The 20,152-nt window shown below is 63.0% G+C and carries 18 protein-coding genes; 7 read left to right on the plus strand and 11 right to left on the minus strand.

Annotated elements, in window-relative coordinates; translation table 11 throughout:
* The first annotated feature begins 116 nt into the window (after window positions 1-116).
* Window positions 117-2,444, plus strand: a complete 2,328-nt coding sequence (locus tag F6X24_RS17380) for a M20/M25/M40 family metallo-hydrolase (protein ID WP_151089209.1) — start codon at window positions 117-119, stop codon at window positions 2,442-2,444.
* A gap of 163 nt (window positions 2,445-2,607) precedes the next feature.
* Here the strand turns inward: F6X24_RS17380 and F6X24_RS17385 are convergent, their stop codons facing one another.
* Window positions 2,608-2,805: a hypothetical protein gene (locus F6X24_RS17385; RefSeq protein WP_151089210.1), complete on the minus strand. Its 198-nt coding sequence runs from the start codon at window positions 2,803-2,805 to the stop codon at window positions 2,608-2,610.
* Window positions 2,806-2,908: 103 nt separating this feature from the next.
* On the opposite strand from F6X24_RS17385, the gene F6X24_RS17390 reads away from it, so the two are divergent.
* Both F6X24_RS17390 and F6X24_RS17395 read left to right on the plus strand, forming a co-directional pair.
* Window positions 2,909-4,468: a serine hydrolase gene (locus tag F6X24_RS17390; RefSeq protein WP_151089211.1), complete on the plus strand. Its 1,560-nt coding sequence runs from the start codon at window positions 2,909-2,911 to the stop codon at window positions 4,466-4,468.
* An 18-nt stretch (window positions 4,469-4,486) separates the two neighbouring features.
* Window positions 4,487-4,969, plus strand: coding sequence for a hypothetical protein (locus F6X24_RS17395; protein ID WP_151089212.1), 483 nt, complete (start codon window positions 4,487-4,489; stop codon window positions 4,967-4,969).
* Window positions 4,970-5,054: 85 nt separating this feature from the next.
* Here F6X24_RS17395 and F6X24_RS17400 read toward each other — a convergent pair whose 3' ends face one another.
* The 3 genes from F6X24_RS17400 to F6X24_RS17410 form a co-directional block, all read right to left on the minus strand.
* Window positions 5,055-6,104: an NAD(P)-dependent alcohol dehydrogenase gene (locus F6X24_RS17400; RefSeq protein WP_151089213.1), complete on the minus strand. Its 1,050-nt coding sequence runs from the start codon at window positions 6,102-6,104 to the stop codon at window positions 5,055-5,057.
* Window positions 6,105-6,160: 56 nt separating this feature from the next.
* Window positions 6,161-6,826 (minus strand): DUF1990 domain-containing protein, encoded by a 666-nt coding sequence (locus F6X24_RS17405; RefSeq protein ID WP_151089214.1) that lies wholly within the window; start codon window positions 6,824-6,826, stop codon window positions 6,161-6,163.
* Between the two features lie 86 nt (window positions 6,827-6,912).
* Complete coding sequence (locus tag F6X24_RS17410; protein WP_151089215.1) at window positions 6,913-7,494, minus strand: DUF1990 family protein; 582 nt, start codon at window positions 7,492-7,494, stop codon at window positions 6,913-6,915.
* A gap of 141 nt (window positions 7,495-7,635) precedes the next feature.
* On the opposite strand from F6X24_RS17410, the gene nfi reads away from it, so the two are divergent.
* Together nfi and F6X24_RS17420 are read left to right on the plus strand one after the other, a co-directional pair.
* Window positions 7,636-8,325: a deoxyribonuclease V gene (gene nfi, locus F6X24_RS17415; protein WP_151089216.1), complete on the plus strand. Its 690-nt coding sequence runs from the start codon at window positions 7,636-7,638 to the stop codon at window positions 8,323-8,325.
* A gap of 106 nt (window positions 8,326-8,431) precedes the next feature.
* Window positions 8,432-11,131, plus strand: a complete 2,700-nt coding sequence (locus F6X24_RS17420) for a M43 family zinc metalloprotease (protein ID WP_151089217.1) — start codon at window positions 8,432-8,434, stop codon at window positions 11,129-11,131.
* A 25-nt stretch (window positions 11,132-11,156) separates the two neighbouring features.
* Here the strand turns inward: F6X24_RS17420 and F6X24_RS17425 are convergent, their stop codons facing one another.
* From F6X24_RS17425 to mnmH, 4 genes are read right to left on the minus strand one after another with little or no spacing between them, the layout of a single operon-like run.
* Window positions 11,157-12,047: a glutamate--tRNA ligase family protein gene (locus F6X24_RS17425; RefSeq protein ID WP_151089218.1), complete on the minus strand. Its 891-nt coding sequence runs from the start codon at window positions 12,045-12,047 to the stop codon at window positions 11,157-11,159.
* Between the two features lie 48 nt (window positions 12,048-12,095).
* A complete protein-coding gene (selD, locus tag F6X24_RS17430) occupies window positions 12,096-13,193 on the minus strand; it encodes a selenide, water dikinase SelD (RefSeq protein WP_151089219.1) in 1,098 nt (365 codons plus the stop codon).
* On the minus strand, window positions 13,180-13,626 hold the full coding sequence (locus tag F6X24_RS17435) for a hypothetical protein (RefSeq protein ID WP_151089220.1): 447 nt from the start codon (window positions 13,624-13,626) through the stop codon (window positions 13,180-13,182). Before F6X24_RS17435 ends, selD begins: the two co-directional genes overlap by 14 nt.
* A gap of 20 nt (window positions 13,627-13,646) precedes the next feature.
* Window positions 13,647-14,651, minus strand: a complete 1,005-nt coding sequence (mnmH, locus tag F6X24_RS17440; RefSeq protein WP_151089221.1) for a tRNA 2-selenouridine(34) synthase MnmH — start codon at window positions 14,649-14,651, stop codon at window positions 13,647-13,649.
* 168 nt (window positions 14,652-14,819) lie between these two features.
* On the opposite strand from mnmH, the gene F6X24_RS17445 reads away from it, so the two are divergent.
* Together F6X24_RS17445 and F6X24_RS17450 are read left to right on the plus strand one after the other, a co-directional pair.
* A complete protein-coding gene (locus tag F6X24_RS17445; protein WP_151089222.1) occupies window positions 14,820-16,298 on the plus strand; it encodes a complex I subunit 4 family protein in 1,479 nt (492 codons plus the stop codon).
* Between the two features lie 104 nt (window positions 16,299-16,402).
* On the plus strand, window positions 16,403-17,827 hold the full coding sequence (locus tag F6X24_RS17450) for an NADH-quinone oxidoreductase subunit N (RefSeq protein WP_151089223.1): 1,425 nt from the start codon (window positions 16,403-16,405) through the stop codon (window positions 17,825-17,827).
* A gap of 133 nt (window positions 17,828-17,960) precedes the next feature.
* Here F6X24_RS17450 and F6X24_RS19385 read toward each other — a convergent pair whose 3' ends face one another.
* The 3 genes from F6X24_RS19385 to F6X24_RS17460 all read right to left on the minus strand — a co-directional run bounded on the left by F6X24_RS19385 (window position 17,961) and on the right by F6X24_RS17460 (window position 20,099).
* Window positions 17,961-18,329: a hypothetical protein gene (locus F6X24_RS19385; protein ID WP_317132494.1), complete on the minus strand. Its 369-nt coding sequence runs from the start codon at window positions 18,327-18,329 to the stop codon at window positions 17,961-17,963.
* On the minus strand, window positions 18,293-19,360 hold the full coding sequence (locus F6X24_RS17455) for an NAD(P)/FAD-dependent oxidoreductase (protein WP_317132495.1): 1,068 nt from the start codon (window positions 19,358-19,360) through the stop codon (window positions 18,293-18,295). Before F6X24_RS17455 ends, F6X24_RS19385 begins: the two co-directional genes overlap by 37 nt.
* A gap of 88 nt (window positions 19,361-19,448) precedes the next feature.
* Window positions 19,449-20,099, minus strand: a complete 651-nt coding sequence (locus F6X24_RS17460; RefSeq protein WP_229725529.1) for a carboxypeptidase-like regulatory domain-containing protein — start codon at window positions 20,097-20,099, stop codon at window positions 19,449-19,451.
* Window positions 20,100-20,152 lie beyond the last annotated feature (53 nt).

The following is a 20,152-nucleotide window of genomic DNA, read 5'->3' on the forward strand; positions in this document are numbered from 1 at the left end:
CGTCAGCCAGTTTCCTCTGCCTCTTCAACTGAGAGACTAAAACTGAATAACTTGGATTATAAGCAGTAGTGTAGTTGCTTTGTCGCTGTATCGCCCATTTACAGGTTGGTGGCCGCATGAAAACCCCTCTTTTTCGCTGGCTACCGCTACTTGGACTGCTACTGGTGGCCGCGCTAACGGTATTCCTTGTTCGGCCGCCGCGCCCGGTGCCGGCCAGTGCGCCGGCCAATGAGTTTTCGGCGTACCGCGCCCAGCGCGATGTGGCAGTGCTAGCCGGCCAGCCCCACTCCCTGGGCTCGCCAGCCAATGCCGAGGTGCGCGACTACCTGCTGAGCCGCTGCCGCGAGTTGGGTCTGTCGGCCAGCGTTCAGGATATAAGCGTATTGTTTGCCGAAAAAGGCCAGGCTACGGCGGCGCACGTGCAAAACGTAATTGCTCGCTTACCGGGCCGGCAGCCGGGCGGCAAAGCAGTGCTGGTACTGGCCCACTACGACTCGCAGCCCCACACGCCGGGCGCGGGCGACGACGGCGCCGGCGTAGCGGCCCTGCTCGAAACTATCCGCGCGCTCCGCGCCGGGCCGCCTTTGGCCAACGACGTCATCTGGCTCTTTACGGATGGAGAAGAAGCAGGCCTGCTCGGGGCCCGCGCCTACGCCGCCGACACCGCCCGCCTACGCCGGGAGGTGGGCGTGGCCCTCAATTTTGAAGGGCGCGGCAACGCCGGTCCCAGCCTCACCTTCGAAGTAAGCCCCCAAAATGGCTGGGTAATCCGGGAGTATGCCAGGGCGGTGCCTTATCCGATGGCCTCGTCGCTGTTTTACGAAGCTTACCGGCACCTGCCCAACAACACCGACTTTACGCCCCTGCGCCAGGCCGGTATCACGGGGCTGAACTTTGCTTTCGTCAACGGCTACCCTTATTACCATAGTCCGGCCGATACCCCTGCTCACCTCGACTTAGGCTCGCTGCAACACCACGGCTCCTACCTGCTAAGCCTGGTGCGACACTTCGGTACTATTTCCCTGGCTAATACAAAAGGGCCCGACGAAACCTTCTTCAACCCCCTGGGCAGCTGGCTGCTACATTACCCGGCCAGTTGGAATATGCCCCTTACCCAACTCACTATCAGCCTGCTGATACTGGCGCTGGCCCTGGCTCACCAGCGTGGGCGCCTGAGCTGGGGCAGCCTGCTGGGCGGGCTGCTGGCCTGGGCAGGCGCGCTGGCCCTGATGCTGGCGGCGGGCTGGGGGCTGCTGGCGCTCGTAGCGGCGCTCTACCCCCAATACCGCGTTTTTTACGACAGTGCCTCCTACAACAGCCTGACTTACCAGCTGGCCGTGCTGGCGCTGGCGCTCAGCCTGTTTACCGGCTACTACGGCTGGCTGAGTCGCTACCTGCGGCCGGGCTCATTGGTAGGCGGCGCGCTGCTGGGGCTGGCCGTGCTGCTGGGCCTGCTGCAATGGCGGGCCCCGTCGTCGGCCTTTTTACTTTCCTGGCCGCTGCTGGCGGCTACCCTGGCCTGGGGCCTGCGGGTACTGCGGGCCGCCAGCCCCACCCGGCAGCCGGCTATTGGGCTGGTAGACTGGCTACTGGCGCTACCGGCCATCTTGTTATTGAGCCAGGTTATTTACTTGCTCCTGATAATTTTCGGGCTGAGCCTGCTCCTACTGGTTGCGGTGCTTTTGCTGGGCATTTTGCTGGCGCTGCTGCTGCCCGTCTTGCTGCCCGTGCTGAGCTCACCCGCCCTGCCCGGCCGGCGCCCGGCTACTAGCTGGCTGCTGCCGGGGCTGGCCCTGGCCGAAGTGCTGGTAGCCCTCATATTGGGCCACGCTACCCGCCAGCCTACCGCCGAACAGCCTCAGCAAACGCACCTCTTTTATGCCCTCGATGCCGCCAAAGGCCAGGCCTACTGGCTTTCGGCATCCAGGCAGCCCGATGCCTGGACCCGCCACGTACTGACGCACCCGCAATATGCGCTCCTGCCGGCATTATTTCCCCAGCCGGGGCGGCCGGTACTGCAGCAGGCTGCCCCGGCGCTGGCGCTGGCCCCGGCCGGGCTTACCCTTCTGGCCGATAGCCAATTGACCGGCGGGCGGGTAGTGCGCTTCCTGCTGAAGCCCGGCCGGCCGGCTATCAGCAGCTTGCTTTTACATATTGGGCAGGGCTCGCGGCTGCGCGCTATGCGAGTGGCGGGGCAAGCGGTGCCCCGCGCCGAACTGTCGTCGGCTGAGCAGGCAACCGAGCTTACTTTTTTGGCCCCGCACCCCGAGGGCGAGCAGCTGGAGCTGGAGCTAACCGGACCGGAACCGCTGCAGCTGGCTATTACAACGCGCAGCCTGGGCCTGCCGCCCATGCCCGACCTGCCGCCGCTTCCCTCCACGCTCATGCCGGCGCCGGGTTACAATAGCTTTACTACCCAGGTACACCAACTCTATCAGCTCTGAGGAGAATAATGGAGGCAGAGCCTGATAGCGGAAGCGCCAGAGCGGCACCTGCACGTTGGCACCCAGCATATTACCAGCTCGCTGGTTTTGCCAGTGAGCGTGCCGCTGGCGGCATCGGCCTGTTCCAGCACGGGCTTTACGGCCCCGGTGCCGTGGCAAACCATTACAGGGCAGCCTGGGTGGCCCCCGGCATCTGCACCACGGCCTTAAACGATATTTTCCCGGTGGCCGAGTCCATGGGCAAGGGGTTGACCCAATCGCCATGCAGCCTGAGAACTGGCACCCTGGCAGGGGTTGAGGTCTGGGCCTGGGCGGCGCTTAGCGAGCCCAGCAGGGCCACAGTAGCAAAAAGATAGTTCACGGCACCGGCTTACGCAACGCTGCCGGGCTGGTTTGCGCGCGGCGCACCCGCCCAACCAGACAGATGCCCGTAGCTTCGCGGCAGTATTTAGCAGCTTATGCAAATGTCTTTCCCATTCAAGAGCCTGGCCGGCGCGCTGGTACTGCTGGCCGAAATATTCAGCATTCATAATATTAAGGCCCAGCCGGGCAACCCTTCCGCCGGCCGGCGCTTTATCCAGGATAGCCTGCGCGCCTACGTGGAGCGGGGCCGCCGGCTCTGGAACATTCCCGGCCTCGCCGTGGCCGTGGTTAAGGATGGCCAGGTGGTAGTGAGCCAGGGCTTTGGCACCCGTGCCGCTGGCGGGCAGGGCGGGCCGGTCGATGGCAACACGCTGTTTATGATGGCCTCCAACTCCAAGCTGTTTACCGGCACGGCGCTGGCCCAGCTGGAGCAGGAAGGCAAGCTCAGGCTCGACGACCCGGTGCGCCGGTACCTGCCCGGCTATCGGCTCTACGACTCGGCCAGCAGCCAGCTGGTGAGCATCCGCGATGTGCTGGGCCACAAGCTGGGCCTGAAGACTTTTCAGGGTGATTTCACGTTCTGGAACTCGACCCTGAGCCACGCTGAGATAGTGGAGAAAATGCGCCTGCTGAAGCCCGTGTACCCTTTTCGGCAGGACTACGGCTACTGCAACTCGGGCTTCGTGACGGCCGGGCAGATTATTGCGGCCGTGAGCGGCGGCCAGCCCTGGGAAAGCTGGGTGCAGGCCCGCCTGCTCACGCCGCTGGGCATGACCAATACCTTTCCGCTCCCCGATGGCATTGCCCAGCGCCCCAACGTGGCCCTACCCTACTCCGATGCCTTCGGCCCGCTGAGCCGGCTGCCTTTCGATGAGCTGCACAACATGGGGCCGGCCGCCGGCCTCGTGTCGTGCACCAACGACCTGACGCACTGGCTTCAGTTTCAGCTCGACAGCGGCAAGTATAACAAAAATCGAATATTACCCTGGGCTACCCTGCACCGCACCCGCGAGGCCAATACGCTGATTTCGGCCGATAAAAGCCCGCTCTTCCCCATACACTTCCGCACCTATGGCCTGGGCATATTCAGCGCCGACTATAACGGCCGGCAGGTGTACTGGCACACTGGCGGGGCCGATGGCTTCGTTACCAACGTGTGCTTTGTACCCGAAGAAAACCTGGGCCTTACCGTACTCACCAACCAGGATAACCAGAGCTTTTTCGAAGCCCTGCGCTACCAGATTCTCGATGCTTACCTCGGCGTGCCGTACGTAGACCGCAGCCGCCAGCTGTGGCTGAGCGCCCAGGCCGGCCGCGCCGACGAACGCCGGCGCCTGGCCGCGCTGGCGGCCCGCGCCGCCCGCAAAGCCAAGCCCGTCCGGCCCCTCACGGCCTACGCCGGCACTTACCAAAACCCGGTGTACGGCACCATTACGGTGGCCCCGCAGGGCCGGCAGCTGCTGGTGCGCTTCGGCCACCACCCCAACCTAACAGCCACGCTCGACTACCTCGATGGCGACACTTTCCGGCTCACGTACTCCAATGCGGCGTATGGCATTTTTGCCGCGCCTTTCACGGTAGAGAAGGGCCAGGTAAAGAGCCTGGAAGTGCGCGTGAACGAGGGCATAGAGCAGGACCCGTACCTTTTCAACAAGAACTGATATACAACACCCGTTGCTATGCCATCACTCACTCGCACCTGGGCACCGGCGCTGGCAGTTTGCCTCCTTGCCTTTAGCAGCTGTCGTAAAGACTGCGCCCCCGCTGATACCGGGCCGCCGCTTTTTGGCATTGCGTTCAGCACCGACACGCTGGGCACAGGGCGGGGATTTCATGAGGCAGAGGCTTTGTCAGCTTACCTGGTACGCTACGCGGATGCTAACTTGAGCCGGCCGCTCGACACCGTGCGCACCAACCAGAAGCCCGGCAATTTTTTCTATGTTGACCGAACGCTTTTTTGCAATTTTCCGGCCAGCGCCGGGGCCGCCGACCCGCATAGCTACCGGCTGGAAGTACCCGCCACCAAAAGCCGCTTCGATATTCAAGATGTTGTTTTGCAGTATGGGGGCCCCACCGATTGCACGCGCAGTATCGACCGGCTCGATGCGCTGGTGAATGGCCAGCGCGTAGATGCGCGCCGGGGCTACGTCGTAGGCAAGTAGCTTGAACACTAGAAAGGCCGCCGCTGATTAGCTGCGGCCTTTCTAGTGTTTTACTATGCTGGCGAATGTCAGCGCAGGTGGCTGTCTAGTTCAGCGAAGCTACGTCAATCACAAAGCGGTATTTTACGTCGCCTTTCAGCATGCGCTCGTAGGCTTCGTTGATGTGCTGAATATCAATCAGCTCGATATCCGACATGATGTTGTGCTCGGCGCAGAAGTCGAGCATTTCCTGCGTTTCGGCGATGCCGCCGATGAGCGAGCCGGCCACCCGGCGGCGCTTGGCAATGAGGTTGAAGGCGTGCAGGTGCGGGGCCTCGGAAGGCACGCCCAGCAGAATCATGGTGCCGTCGAGACGCAGCAGATTCACGTAGGCGCCGAGGTCAATCTGAGCCGAGATGGTATTGATGATGAAGTCGAAGTAATTCCCCACCGACTTGAACTGGTCCTTATCGCTGGTTACCACAAACTTATGAGCACCCAGGACTTTGGCATCAGCCTCTTTGCCGGCCGAGGTGCTGAGCACGGTTACTTCGGCGCCGAGGGCCACGGCAAACTTCACGGCCATGTGGCCCAGGCCGCCGAGGCCCATTACGGCTACGCGGTGGCCGGGGCCGACTTTCCACTGGCGCAGGGGCGAGTAGGTGGTGATGCCGGCGCACAGCAGCGGGGCCACGCGGGCCAGGTCGAGCTTCTCGCTCACCTTGAGGGTGTATTTCTCATCCACCACAATCTGCTGCGAGTAGCCGCCGTAGGTGGGCTGGCCGGTGCCGATTTCGCGGCTGTTGTAAGTGCCAATCATGCCGGTGGTTTCGCAGTACTGCTCCAGGCCCTCTTTGCACGACGAGCACTCGCGGCATGAATCGACCATGCAGCCCACGCCCGCCAGGTCGCCCACTTTGAAGCCTTTGACGTGGCTGCCCACGGCCGATACGCGGCCCACGATTTCGTGACCGGGCACCATGGGAAAAATCGAGCCGCCCCATTCGTCGCGAATCTGGTGCAGGTCGGAGTGGCACACGCCGCAGAACAGAATGTCAATCTGCACATCGTGCGCGCCGGGCGCGCGGCGCTCCAGGGTAAAGGGTTCGAGCGGAATGTTGGCGGCGGGAGCCGCGTAGGCTTTGGTAGCAGACATGGTAGGCAAAAAATACTATTGAACAGGCAGCGGCCGCAACGGGCAGCTTGTTCGGCTCAACTGCCAGCGGCAGCCTTTGTTTGCGGCCGGGCCAATGATTCGGCTACGAGGCGGCGCATGCGCAGCAGCGACTCGTGGGCAAAGCGGCGCTGTAGCATGCGGCCAAACAGCTTGAAGCCCAGCCAGTAAAAGGGGTTCCGAATCTGGCCCGGCTGCGACATGGCATGAATGCGAAATTGGACCGCGCCGGATGCCAGATTTTTGTGAATGGAGAAGTTAATCTGGCCCTTCTCAAAGTGCCCTTCGAGGGTGCGGTAGCCGTAGCCCCACACCCGCTCCGGGCCATCGGGACTAGGCTGCGCGGGCTGGTCGAGCACATCGACAATGCGCACCCCGAAGTAAAAGTTAAAAACCAGAAAGTGCGCGCGCAGCACCATAATACGCTTTTCGAGCGGCTGGCTGGGGTCGAAGTAGCCGGTGATGAGGTTGGGCGGCGGGAAGCTGTAGCGCCGCAGCACCCCCTGGGCCGCGGCAAACGAGCCCGCGGCCAGGGGCGGCCCCGGCGGCTCAGCCGGCAGGTCGGTCACGTAGTCGTCGAGCCGCCAGCCCGTGGCCGACGTGTACTCGTGCTGGCTTTCGTAGTCGTAGTTGACCCGGGCTTTGGCGTAGGCTTCGAGTTGGGCGCGGTACTGCTCCCAGGCGGGCGGATTGACGGAATTCAAGGCTTAAAATATATTTTTACAATATAGCAAACAATATTTATCGGCAGCTGCAGGCCAGCCCCGAAAGGCGCTGCCCGTGTGCCGGCCTACGAGGCCGATTCTTGCTCCGTAGTGCCATCTTTCGCGTGGCGGGTGGTTTCGACTACCACCGGGCCGAGCGCCTGGCCGCCGCTGGCGGCGGCTACCCGCTCGCAAAACTCGACCCAGGTAGCCTCCTGCACCAGCTTGCCACCGCCAATCGTGTCGTAGGCAAAGGCCACCAGCCCATCGCGCGATCGGGCCAGGGAGTGAATCTCAAACCGCAGCGCATCGGGCCGCCCGTCGAGGGCATGGACCTCAAAATGAATACGCCCGGCTTCGGGATGGCCTTCGAGGGTAACAAACTCGAAGAACGTAGGGCCCACGTCGGTTACGCGCACGCTGCCATTCCAGGGACCCAGAATTTTGATATGAAACTCATCGCCCACGCTCAGCGAGCCTTCGGTGCCGCGCGTGCGCTCAAATTCGGCCAGCAGGCCGGGCGAAAACCGGGGCAGGTGGGCCTGCACCTCGGCCATGAGCTGCACTGGCGTGAGGTGCGGCCGCACCACATCGACGTAGTAGCGGCGCTCCAGCTGGGGGCCGGAGCCCTGGGCGGCGGGCTGTTCGGAAGAAGGCTGATTGGCCATACAGGGCAGAATTTCGTTTAACCGGGTTTACTCGCCGTGTTACGCAAGGCACCGCGCAGTGTTCGCGGGCGCCAGCTGGAGCGCCAGCTGACGCCCCCGAACACTGCCTCCCAAGCCGTAACGCTTAACCTTTCTTAAGAAGTGGCTTATTTTCGCCGCCCCGGCCCCCCGCCCGACCCCGCCCTGGTGCGTACCCTCACCGAGCAGCAGCAGGCGCTGCGCCTGCGCGTACGCGCCGAGCCGCTGGCCCATGAGCCAAGCCTGATTGCCGGCTGCGACTCGTCGTTTCCCACGCCCGATACCATTTTGTCGGTATTCGTGGTGCTGCGATTTCCGTCGCTGGAGCTGGTGGAGAAAGTGTACAGCTATGGCCCGGTAGATATGCCCTACGTGCCGGGCTTTCTGTCGTTCCGCGAAGCGCCCAACGTTATCCAGGCCTTTGCCAAGCTTACGCACAAGCCCGACGTTATCATGGTCGATGGCCACGGGATTGCCCACCCGCGCCGGGTAGGCATTGCCGCGCACCTCGGCGTGCTGCTCGATATGCCTACCTTTGGCGTGGCCAAACAGAAGCTGACTGGCACTTTCGAGGAGCCCGGCCCGGAGAAAGGCAGCATTACACCCCTTACCGATGCCAAAACGGGAGAGCTGATTGGCCAGGTTATTCGCAGCAAAGACAAGATACTGCCGCTGTTTGTGAGCCCCGGCCACCGCTGCGACCAGGCCACCGCCACGCGCCTCACGCTGGCCTGCCTGCGCGGCTACAAGCTGCCCGAGCCCACCCGCCTGGCCGACCACTGGGCCGAGGAGTTTAAGCGGGAAGTACGCTGAGTGCCCGAGCCCAGCCGCGGCCAGGGGTGGCGAAAACCAATCAGCCCGTAGCTTTACTAGAAGCCGGGGCAGTTGGCGCAACGGCTCAAAATATATTATTTAACATATGTTTAACGGCAGTGCGCTTGCCCTGGCACTCAGCCTGTGGCTGCTGGTGCTCGGCGCGGGGCCGGCGGCCGGGCAAACCCTCCCCTACCCTGGCCCGCGCACCTGCGCCACTCAGCCGGCCGACGACTGGCAGCAGGCGCAGCTGCAGCGGCGCTTGCCGGGCTACCGCACGGCCAAGCTGGCAGCCCCGGTCCGGCAACCCCAACGCACTACGGCTACTACTTATACGCTGCCCGTGGTGGTACACATCATTCACAGCGGCGAGGCGGTGGGCACGGGCAGCAACATCAGCCAGGCGCAGGTGCAGTCGCAGCTCGATGTGCTGAACGAGGACTACCGCAACCGCAACGCCAACGGGGCCCTGGTGCCGGCCCCCTTTCAGCCGCTGCGGGCCGATGCGCAGTTTCAGTTTGTGCTGGCCCCGCGCGACCCCAATGGCAACCCGCTGCCCGAGCCGGGTATCGACCGCATCGACCGCTCGGCCCGGGGCTTCGACGCGCCGCCCTACGAGCAGGGCTACATCGACAGCACGATAAAGCCGGGCACCGACTGGAACCCCGACCAGTACGTGAATATCTGGGTGTTGCAGCTGGCGGGCAACGTGCTGGGCTATGCCCAATACCCGGACAACACGGCCGGCCTGGGCGGCCTGAGCCCGCTGGGCGGGGCACCGGCGACCGACGGGGTAGTTATTCTGTACTCGGCTTTCGGGCGGGTGGGCACCTTGCTCACTAATTATGACCAGGGCCGCACGCTCACCCACGAGCTGGGCCACTGGCTGGGTTTGCGCCACATCTGGGGCGATGCCGTTTGCGGCGACGACTATTGCACCGATACGCCCCCGCAGGACGGCCCTAACCTGGGCTGCCCCGCCTTTCCGCACCTGAGCGTAAACTGCCCGAACGGGCCTTCGGGCGATATGTTCATGAACTTTCTGGACTATTCGACCGATGCCTGCATGGAGCTTTTTTCGGCCGACCAGAAAAGCCGGATGCAGGCCGTGATGGCCGCGGGCACCCCGCGCCGGGCTGTGCTGCTGACCTCGCCTGCCCTTTGCACCGGCCTGCCCGTGGCCGCTACTGCCAGCAGCGGGCCGGTTTGCGCGGGCAGCAGCGCCCAGCTTACTGCCACCGGCCCGGCGGGGGCCAGCTACGACTGGACGGGTCCCAATGGCTTCAGCAGCACCCTGCAAAACCCGGTGTTGCCGGCCGTAACGGCCGCGCAGGCGGGCATTTATACCGTGCACGTAGCCGTAACGACCGGGGCGTGCCCGGCCGCCGCCAGCACCACGCTCGTAGTTAACCCAAGCCCACCTACCCCGCTGCTAACGGCTTCTACCACTACCTTTTGCCCCAGCGCCAGCGCTAGTGTCACGCTTAGTGTTACCAACCCGCTGCCGGGCAGCGGGTATAGCTGGAGCGTGGTAAGCGGCGACGGCCTGACCGCCGGCGCCACCACGCCTACAATCGAGGTAACTCCTACTCAGGCTTCCACTTACCTGCTTACGGTGACCTTGCCCGGCTCGGGCTGCGCCGCCTCGGCCACGGTAAGTGTTCAGGTGCTGACGCCCATCTGGAGCGGCGCGGCCGGTACCGGCAGCTGGTTCGACGCCGCCAACTGGACGGGCTGCGTGCCCAGCCGCAGCACCGATGCCCTTATTCCGGTCGGCCTCAGCACGCCCTACCCGACCATTAGCAGCGGTACGGCCGAGGTGCGGACGCTCACCCAGCAAGGGGCGCTTACGCTGACTGGCGGCGAGCTGGATTTGTATGGCGATTACTCCGGCACCGGCCCGCTAAGCCAGACCGGCGGCACTGTGGCCACGCGCGGCAGCGGCCCGCAAAGCCTGCGCAGCCTCACCTATCAAAGCCTGGCCATTGGCGGCACCGGCACTAAAACTATCGGCGCGGCTACTGTTACCCAGGCCCTGGCCATGAGCGGAGCGCTCCTGAACACCGGAACGGCGGTGCTGACCCTGGCTCCGAACGCCATTATCACCGAAACCGATGCCAGCTACGTGCTGGGCCAGGTGCAAACCACGCACGTGGTAGGTACCGCACCCGATAGCTTTGGTAATCTGGGCCTGACGCTGACGGCGGCCGTGGCCCCCGGCAGCACAACGCTGCGGCGCACTACCGGCCAGCCGCTGAGCGTTGGCGCTGGCCAGAGCATCAGCCGCTACTACGACGTGGCGGCCGCCGTAAGCCGCGGCCTGCAAGGAGCCACCCTCACGTACTACTACCTGCCCCACGAGCTGAATAGCCTGGCTGAAAGTCAGCTGGTACTGGTTGAGTCACCGGATGCGGGCAGTACCTGGAGCAGCGAGGGCGCCACCCAGCGCGACGCCACGGTCCGGGCCGTCAGCCGCCGCTACGTGGCCGACCTGAACGGCCGCTGGACGCTGGCGGCCGCCCCCGACGCTTCGCCTGCCGCCACTGCCTACGCTATTAATGCCTTCCCGGTACCATTTTCGGCCAATGGATTATCCTTTCAGGTAACCACGCCCACGGCCGGCCCGCTGGCCGTGCAGCTCTACGACGTGCTGGGCCGCGTTATCTATTCGCACGATGTAGCCACGGTTGAGGTTGGCACGAGCATCGTAAATCTGCCCGGCTCGGGCGCGCTGCGCCCCGGCAAGTATATCCTGGTAGTGCGCCAGGCCGGTCAGCAAGTCCGCCTCAGTGTGGGGCGGGAATAAGCCGCCGGCTTTTCTTTTCAGCTCATCACCCCCAGGCTTGCTTTAAGGTAGTCAGCGACTCGCTGGCCGCGGAAGGCAGGCCCAACAGCCGTGCCACGGCCCGGTATACCACGGCCGGGCCGGCCGCACTGCTCAGCCAGGCCGCATCGGGCGCGGCCTGGGTCGATTTGCTGAGCTTCTGGCCTATCGGGTCGGTGAGCAGCGCATGGTGGCAAAAACGCAGGCGCGGCGCGCTGAAGGCCCTGGTTTCGGGGAGCTGCGCGGCCAGCCAGAGCTGCGCCGCCGTGCTGGGCAGCAGGTCGAGTCCGCGCACGATAACCGTGGTTCCGAGTCGTAAGTCATCGACCACCGAGGCCAGCTGGTAGGCCGCTACGCCATCTTTTTTCCGGATGATAAAATCGGGCATCTCGGCCCACAGCGGCACCTGCACCGCCCCGCGGCTGCCATCGGCAAAGCAGATGGTAGTGCCCGCGGGCACCCTGGCCCGCCAGGCCGCGCCGGGCGTGGCCAGCGGCACTACCTCAGCGGCCGCGCCGCTGGTGCGCGAGCGCGAGCTGCCATAAACAAGGCCGGGCCGCTGGGCCAGCCGCCGCAACACCTCGTTGTAGGCGGGCAACTGCAGCAGCTGCGAGTAGTGCCGCAAAAAATCGTCGGGGCCACTCGGGCCGTGGTCGTAATCGAGCCCCAGCCACTCTATTGTTTTGAATATATTATCTAGATAAGCCCGCCGCAGCCGGGCCCGGTCCAGGTCGTCGATGCGCAGGTGCAGCGTGCCGCCGGCCCGGCGCACCAGCAGCCAGGTAAGCACGAAGTTCACCGCGTTGCCCAGGTGCAGGTAGCCGCTGGGCGTAGGCGCCAGCCGGCCCACTACTTCGCTTTTCGTTGGTTGCTGTTCGTTCTTGGCTTGTTCAAACATGGTCAGGCAAGAAAAACTGCCTACGAAAAATAAGCGGCGCCGAACGCGCTACGCAACCACAATCCACGGCGCACCCGTGGCGTGTGGGCGTAGCTCGCCGAAGCTTTCGAGCGCCAGCCCATACCGGGCAAACATAGCTTTAGCTGCATCTTCGGCCGCGCCGGGCTCTACGCACACCAGCAGGCCGCCCGACGTCTGGGGGTCGCAGAGGTAGAATTTTTGCTCATCGGTGAGCGCGCCACCATTGTGCGCCACCTTGTGGCCGTAGCTCTCAAAGTTGCGGATGGTACCGCCCGGCACCGCGCCCTGCAGCAGGTAGCGCTCGGCCTGGGCCAGGCGCGGCACGTGGAAGTAGTTGATGGCGGCCTGCACGCTGCTGCCCTCGCACACCTCGGCCAGGTGGCCCAGCAGGCCAAAGCCAGTTATATCCGTCATGGCCCGCACGCCGGCAAGCTCACCCAGCTCGGCCCCTATCTTATTGAGCTGCCGCATCTGGGCCGGGGCCACATCGGCATCTTCGAGGCTGAGAATGCCGCGCTTCTGGGCCGTGGTAAGAATGCCCACGCCCAGCGGCTTGGTCAGGTAGAGGCGGCAGCCCACCGTGGCGGTATCATTGCGCTTGAGATTTTTTTCCTCAACCAGGCCCGTCACGGCCAGCCCGAAAATCGGCTCCGGCGAGTCGATGCTGTGGCCGCCGGCCAGCGGAATGCCCGCCTCGGCGCAGATGGCGCGGGCGCCCTCGGTCACGCGGGCCGCCACTTCGGGCGGCAGCTTATCGATGGGCCAGCCCAGCACCGCGATGGCCAGCAGCGGCCGTCCGCCCATGGCATACACATCGGAGATGGCGTTGGCCGAGGCAATGCGCCCGAAGTCGAAGGCATCATCGACGATGGGCATAAAAAAATCGGTGGTGCTGATGACGCATTGCCCCGCCTGGCCCGGCAGGCGGTACACGGCCGCGTCATCGCGCGAGCCGTTGCCGACGAGCAGGTTGTCATAGTTGGGCTGCGGCAGGCTGCTGTGCAAAATTTTATCGAGCACGCTGGGCGCGATTTTGCAGCCGCAGCCCGCGCCGTGGCTGTATTGAGTAAGGCGGATTTGGTCGAGGTCGGGAGTCAAAGCTTCTGAGTTTTTATTGAATATCATACCAGGCGCAGGGTCCACCTATCTTGTAGCTGTAGTGAACAGCTTGAGTGAGAGCTAGTGAATCCAACAGTTGAACAGTCGAATCAGCCCGCTGCAATCTGAGGGTAGCAACTATATTTTTGCTTAATCCAAAGTAATAGCCCAAACCCACGGTTGAATTAGCCGGCAGCCGGAAAGTTATCCCGGCTGGCGTTCTTGTCATCGCCAAAGAATCCTGCATTTTAGCAATACTTGCCCGTAGTGGCCTGAGCAGTTTTGGTGAGAAGCGAAGTCTTCTAGGCTGTTTGCGACGCTGCATACCAATGCTTACTATCACAGCACCGCCAGTGGTATTCCGCACAAAAAGATAAGCCGGCGCAGGGGTACACCCTGCCAGCACTAGCGTCGTTATTTTCTTCAGATGGCTTATTTTTTGGGCGGCATATCGTAGCATAAGGTCCGGGTAAACTACCATTACTTAACCGCCGCCCGCACCAGCGCCGCATTAACCGCCACATCGGCACTATCTGCGGGTACAGTCACGGCCGGCCGGTCAGTCAGCCCGTAGCCGTAGGTTTTATCATAATACGCCAGCACCAGCTCCACCATGCGGGGCATATCGCCGTCGGCAATGGCGCCGAGGGCTTCCTTGGTTACGAGGCCGCCCAGGCGCTTGCGCAGGCGCAGCACGGCCGAGGCCAGCTCGCCGGCATCGTGGCGGCCGTAGTCGGCGGCCAGGTACTGCACGCGGGCGGCCTGGGGCACGTCGAGCACTACGAGCGGCGCGGCACGCATCTGCTCAAAAAATGGCGCCGGAATACCCAGCCCGCCGATGCTCCGGCTTTCATCCTCGACCCAGATGGGTTGGTCGGTGGGCAGCTTGGCCAGTGCAGCGGCCAGGTCGTTCTCAAACTGCTCCTGGGTAGGCTGCGGCGGCTGGCCCAGCGCCCCAAACGAAGAGCCCAGGTGGTTGGCCAGCTTTTCGAGGTCGAGTACCGGCTCGCCCTGCGCGGCCAGCGCGTGGAGCACGGCCGTTTTGCCGCTGCCGGTGTAGCCGCCCAGCACCCGCAGCTGGTGCGGGCGGGCCAGCTCGGCCAGCGCCCAGTGGCGAAAGTCTTTATAGCCTTTATCTAATAGATTGACCCGAAAGCCGGCCAGCTCCAGCAGCCACTGCACGGCCCCGCTGCGCATGCCGCCGCGCCAGCAGTGCAGGCGCACCTCCTGGCCGGGAGCCAGTTGCCTGGCCTGCTCAACCATTGCGCGCATTTTGGGCCCGAAAAAATCGAGGCCCAGCAGCACGGCCTTGTCCGGGTTCACCTGCTTGTAGGTGGTGCCGATGCGCGCGCGCTCCTCATCGGTGAAGAGCGGCAGGCTGAGCGCCCCCGGAATGTGCCCCTGCGCATACTCGGCCGGTGCCCGCACATCGAGGATGGGGCCGGCGGCAGTAGTCAAAAAATCGGTGATGGGATGGCGGGGCATAGCAGGTAGTTGGGGGCACGAAAGTACCGGTCGCCGGTCCGAAAGTTTACGCTTAGGCCCAACTTGGGGCGTCCGGGTGTCGCAGGCTTGCGCGCCTTGCCGTAAGTTTGCAGCTAATTCGCGGTAATCCCGCCGGGCTTCCGGCCGGCTTACCGTGCGCTTTCGCTAATGCTGACAGCTTTTCTCGTCTTCTTCCCGCTTGCCGCCGCCCTGCTCCTTCACTTTGCCAAAGGCGGCGCGGCCCGTGCCCTGGCCCTGGGAGCCGCTTTACTGGAGTTTGCCGTTGCCGTGTTCGCGGCCTTCTCCTACGTTCACAACGGGCCCGCCGGCTTCGACCTCAACCTCAGCTGGATACCGTCGGCCGGCATCAGCTTTCACCTCGGCATCGACGGACTGAGCCTATGCCTGGTGCTGCTCACCACGGTGCTGGTACCGATTATTCTGCTCACCGCTTTCCGGCACGAGGAGTACGACAACCCCGGCGCGTTCTACGCCCTGGTGCTGTTTATGCAAACCGGCCTGCTGGGCGTGTTCACGGCCCTGGATGCGTTCGTGTTTTACTTCTTCTGGGAAGTGGCGCTGATTCCGATTTATTTCCTGGCCGGCGCCTGGAGCCGCTCCGACCGCCGCATCCAGATTACGTTTAAGTTCTTCCTCTACACCATTATCGGCTCGCTGTTCATGCTGGCCGGCTTCGTGTACCTGTACCTGCAAACCGGCCCGGCGGCCGGCTCGCTGGCCGCGCACTCCTCCGATATTCAGGCGTTCTACGCCGCGGGCAAGCAGCTGGCCGCTTCGCAGCAGGGTTGGCTGTTCTGGCTCATCTTCGCCGCCTTCGCCGTGAAGATGCCCATTTTCCCCTTCCACACCTGGCAGCCCGATACGTACACCGAGTCGCCAGCCCCGGCCACCATGCTACTTTCGGGCATTATGCTGAAAATGGGCATCTACGGCTGCCTGCGCTGGCTGCTGCCGGTAGTGCCGCTCGGCGTGAGCCAGTGGCAGCAGCTAGTGGAGGTGCTGGCTATTATCGGCATTGTTTACGGGGCTATTATCGCCATCCGCCAGCGCGATATGAAGCGCCTTATCGCCTATTCGTCGCTCTCGCACGTGGGCCTGATGATTGCCGGCGTATTCTCGCTCAAAGCCATCGGCCTGCAGGGCGCGGTGGTGCAGATGCTGGCCCACGGCGTGAACGTGGTGGGTATGTTTCTGGTGGCCGATGCCATCGAGCGCCGCACGGGCACGCGCTACCTGCCCGACCTCGGCGGCCTCACCCGCCGCACGCCGCTGCTCTCGGTCTGCTTTCTGGTAATGCTGCTCAGCACGGTGGCCCTGCCCCTCACGGGCGGCTTTGTAGGCGAATTCCTGCTGCTGGCCGGCGTGTACGAATTCAATATGTGGGCCGGCGCGGTAGCGGGTCTCACCATCATTTTCTCGGCCGTGTACCTGTTGCGCATGTACCAGCGCGCCATGCTCGGGCCCGATTCGGCTTACTCCGAAACCATCACCGACCTCAGCGGCGCCGAGCTGGCCATGTTTGCGCCGCTCATCGTGCTGGTGTTCTGGCTGGGCTTGTTTCCCGGCACTTTCCTGCATTTGTCTGAGCCGACCATCAGCAGCATTCTGACGGCTGTGAGCCGGTAGTTTGCAGTATGTAGGGGCGCGTCGCACGCGCCCGGCCGTGTGAGTTCATCAGGCGGCAATCGTCCAACGGCGGGCGCGTGCGACGCGCCCCTACGCCTCCGCTCATGCTCCCCATCGTTCTCCTCTCCGTCTTCGGCATTGCCAACCTGTTCTTAGGCTTTCTGCGCTCCAACCGGGCGCTGCTGCCGTTTGCGCTGGTAGTGCTGGCTCTCATTTTTGGCGTCAATCTGCTCGACTGGAACCACGCCGGCAGCATGACGGGCCTGTTCGACTCGCCCTACGTAACCCAGATGCTCAGCGTAAACAACTACTCGGTGGCCTTCTCCGGCATCGTGTTGTTTACGGCGCTGGTGCTGCTGCCCTTTTCGCGCTCCTACGTAGCCGCCCACGAGCCCAACCTGGCCGAGTACTACTCGCTGCTGCTGTTTTCGCTGGTGGGGGCCATTATGATGGTGAGCTATAATCACCTCATCATGCTGTTTGTGGGCATTGAGATTCTGAGCATCAGCATGTACGTGCTGGCCGGCTCCGACAAGCGCAACGTGCGCTCCAACGAGGCGGCGCTCAAGTATTTTCTGCAAGGCTCCTTCGCTACGGGTATTCTGCTTTTCGGCATTGCGCTGGTCTACGGCGCTACCGGCACTTTCCAGCTTAACGAGCTGGCTACCACTATCGCCGCGCCGGCCAATGCCAGCCTGCAGCCCATGCTGTATGTGGGCGTGCTGATGATGGTTATCGGCATTGGCTTTAAAATATCGGCCGCGCCCTTCCACTTCTGGACGCCCGACGTGTACGAAGGTACCCCGACGTTCTTCACCGCCTTCATGAGCACGGTGGTGAAAACGGCTGGTTTCGCCGCTTTCCTCAAGCTGCTGGTGGTGGCACTGCCCGGCACCAGCGCCGTGTGGCTGCCCACCATCACGGCTATGTGCGTGCTTACGCTGCTGCTCGGCAACGTGGGCGCCGCCGTGCAAACCAGCGCCAAGCGCATGCTGGCTTATTCGAGCGTAAGCCACGCCGGCTACCTGCTGCTGGGCCTCGTGGCCGGCCGCGGCCAACTGAGCGGCCCGGCCGCGCAAAGTATTTTCTTTTATAGCCTGGCGTATTCCATCGCTACGGTAGCGGCCTTCGGCGTGCTCAAGCTGGTGGCCGACCAGCGCGGGCGCGAAGACTACGCCGGCCTGGCGGGCCTGGCGCGGACCAACCCCCTGCTGGCTTTTGTGATGACGGTGGCCATGCTATCGCTGGGGGGCATTCCGCTCACGGGAGGCTTCTTCGGCAAATTTTTCATCTTCACAGCCGTGGCTTCGCAGGGCTATATCTGGCTGGTTGTATTCGCGGTGCTGATGAGCATGGTAGGTATCTACTACTACCTGAAGCCTGCTATTGCCATGTACATGCGCCCCGCCGAGCCGGGGGCCGATGCCCCGATTGTAGTCGATGGCTTTCAGTCGGCCACGCTGGTGCTGCTGGCAATTCTGACGCTGGTACTGGGTATTCTGCCCGGCTTCCTGAGTGGATTGCTTTAAACATATTAGAAAAAATAATATATTATTTAAATAACTAAAACCCCTCGGCAGTGATGCCGAGGGGTTTTTAGCGCCGTTTCCAATCTGATGTATGGGCGGGCTCTCCGCTCGAACGATGCGGAGGCAGTTGCTTTTACGAGGCCGGTAGCGGTGCCGGCTGCGTTACCTCCTCCTGAATGGCGGGCGGCGTGGGGTTGTACTGCGCAGTAGCCGTGGCGAGCTCGGCGGCCCGCTTGCCCTTGTCGTCTTTCATATCGCGGCGCGAAAAAGGCCGGATAATCAGGCGCAGCGCCTGGTCGGAGCTGAAATAGCTAAAGGCCCAGTCTACAAACGCCACCACCTTGTTGCGGAAGCCCACCAGCGTCATCAGGTGGACAAACAGCCAGGTGAGCCAGCCGAGGAAGCCCCGGAAGTGCACGTTTTTGGGCAGGTCTACCACGGCCTTGTTGCGGCTCACAATGGCCATCACCCCTTTATTGGTGTACTTGAAATCCTTGGGCACTTCGCCCGAATGAGGCGCTGCAGGTTATCGGCCAGCTGCTCGGCCTGCTGCTGGGCTACGGGGGCCAGCATGGGCAGGCCCTTGGGCATCTCTGGGGTTACCATGTTGGCCACGTCGCCGATGGCAAACACCTGGGGCACGCCCTGCACCTGGTTCCACAGGTTCACGGTGAGGCGCTTGTTGCGGGTTACTACCTCGTCGGGCAGGCCCGGGATAGCGGCCCCGTTGACGCCGGCTGCCCACACCATATTTTCGGTCGGGATAAACTCCGTGTCGGAATAGTAAGCCCGGCCATCCTCAAAGCGCTTGATAGCCGTGTTGAGATGCACCAGCACGCCCAGCTCGTCCATGTAGCGCTTGGCATCGGCCTGCGAGGCCTTCGACATAGGCCCCAGCAGCGCCGGGCCGGCCTCGACCAGGAAAATCTGCATCTGGCGCAGGTCCAGCTCGGGGTAGTCTTTGGGCAATACGTGCCGGCGCATCTCGGCCAGCGAGCCGCTGATTTCGACACCCGTCGGGCCGCCGCCCACCACTACGATATTGAGCAGCGCCTGCCGCTTTTCGGGGTCAGTTTCGAGCAGCGCCTGCTCAAAGTTCTGGAAGATGAAGCTGCGCAGGTTCAGCGCGTTCGGGATGCTTTTTATCTGCATCGCGTTTTTTTCGATGCTTTCTATCCCAAAAAAATTGGTGAGTGAGCCCGTGGCCAGCACCAGGTAGTCGTAGCGAATATCGCCCACGCTCGTTTGCAGGGTCTTGGTGGCCGGCACCACGCCCTTCACGTCGGCCATGCGGTAGAAGAAGTTTTGCTGGCCCGCAAAAATCTTACGCAGCGGGTAGGCGATGCTATCGGCCTCCAGGGCGCCGGTGGCCACCTGGTAGAGCAGCGGCTGAAAATTGTGGTAGTTGTTGCGGTCTACCATCACTACCTGCACGGGCGCATCGGCCAGCGACTGCGCCAGCCGCAGGCCCCCAAAGCCGCCGCCCACTATTACCACGCGCGGCTGCGTCGAAACCGGAAGATTTGTATCCATAGCAAAAGCAAAAGGTGGCAATTGACTGCCACCTTCGCTTTACCTGCAAAATCGCCCAGGGGTTCTAAAATTTTAGCCGCTGGTCGAGCTAATAGTCAGTCCCTTCTTTCTTCTTAAACTCGCCATCCTTTACCTGCTTCACCAATTGCAGCCAGCTAAAGGGGTTCAGCAATGGGTTGTTACTGTGCGGGTTGGGGGCAGTGCCCATGCGGCGGTCGTAGTTATACTGCTGCTGCGACATGGTTTGGCGAAAGTTGGCCGTGGCCCCCATGGGCTGCGAGTTAAATATCTTGCGCATCAGCTCCTCGTTGAGGTTGTCGGCGGCTGCCGAGCCTTTTTCAGTGGGCATGCGCAGCGCCAGGAAGGCCCGCTTAAAGGCCTGCTCGGTGGCATACGGGAAGATGCGCACTTCGGGCAGCACGGTAGCGTCTTCCTTTAGGGAGATAATAACCGAAAAGCTTTGGCGCTGATAGTCAGCCGGTACGATAATAGTCTGATTGCGGTAGCCCAGCGAGCGAATGACTACGCTATCGCCGGCCAGCACAGCCATCGAGAAGTAGCCGTAGGCGTTGGTGGTGGTGCCGCGGCCGGCCTTGGGTACGTACACCGACGCGCCGGGCACGCCCAATAAGCTGTCGCCGCTCGCCACAATACCCGTAAACTGCACTATCCGGCGCTTGCCCTGTGCCCAGGCGTGAGGAGCGGCCAGCAGCCCGGTGAAGAGTACCAGGCTAAGCATCAAAAGGAAACGGCGACTATTCACGGCGGGACAGGTTATCGGGGTTGTGCTGT

Origin of the sequence: Hymenobacter baengnokdamensis (assembly GCF_008728635.1) — a bacterium.
In the GTDB taxonomy this organism is placed as follows: Bacteria; Bacteroidota; Bacteroidia; order Cytophagales; family Hymenobacteraceae; genus Hymenobacter; species Hymenobacter baengnokdamensis.

Bases quoted from the DNA above. Each gene is read 5' to 3' on its own strand.
- F6X24_RS17460 (WP_229725529.1), bottom strand. From the start codon at position 20,099: ATGCTTAGCCTGGTACTCTTCACCGGGCTGCTGGCCGCTCCTCACGCC.
- F6X24_RS17395 (WP_151089212.1), top strand. From the start codon at position 4,487: ATGCCATCACTCACTCGCACCTGGGCACCGGCGCTGGCAGTTTGCCTC.
- F6X24_RS17410 (WP_151089215.1), bottom strand. From the start codon at position 7,494: ATGGCCAATCAGCCTTCTTCCGAACAGCCCGCCGCCCAGGGCTCCGGC.
- F6X24_RS17445 (WP_151089222.1), top strand. From the start codon at position 14,820: ATGCTGACAGCTTTTCTCGTCTTCTTCCCGCTTGCCGCCGCCCTGCTC.
- F6X24_RS17390 (WP_151089211.1), top strand. From the start codon at position 2,909: ATGTCTTTCCCATTCAAGAGCCTGGCCGGCGCGCTGGTACTGCTGGCC.
- F6X24_RS17425 (WP_151089218.1), bottom strand. From the start codon at position 12,047: ATGTTTGAACAAGCCAAGAACGAACAGCAACCAACGAAAAGCGAAGTA.
- F6X24_RS17455 (WP_317132495.1), bottom strand. From the start codon at position 19,360: ATGGATACAAATCTTCCGGTTTCGACGCAGCCGCGCGTGGTAATAGTG.
- selD (WP_151089219.1), bottom strand. From the start codon at position 13,193: ATGATATTCAATAAAAACTCAGAAGCTTTGACTCCCGACCTCGACCAA.
- F6X24_RS17400 (WP_151089213.1), bottom strand. From the start codon at position 6,104: ATGTCTGCTACCAAAGCCTACGCGGCTCCCGCCGCCAACATTCCGCTC.
- F6X24_RS17435 (WP_151089220.1), bottom strand. From the start codon at position 13,626: ATGCTACGATATGCCGCCCAAAAAATAAGCCATCTGAAGAAAATAACG.
- mnmH (WP_151089221.1), bottom strand. From the start codon at position 14,651: ATGCCCCGCCATCCCATCACCGATTTTTTGACTACTGCCGCCGGCCCC.
- F6X24_RS17450 (WP_151089223.1), top strand. From the start codon at position 16,403: ATGCTCCCCATCGTTCTCCTCTCCGTCTTCGGCATTGCCAACCTGTTC.
- F6X24_RS17380 (WP_151089209.1), top strand. From the start codon at position 117: ATGAAAACCCCTCTTTTTCGCTGGCTACCGCTACTTGGACTGCTACTG.
- F6X24_RS17420 (WP_151089217.1), top strand. From the start codon at position 8,432: ATGTTTAACGGCAGTGCGCTTGCCCTGGCACTCAGCCTGTGGCTGCTG.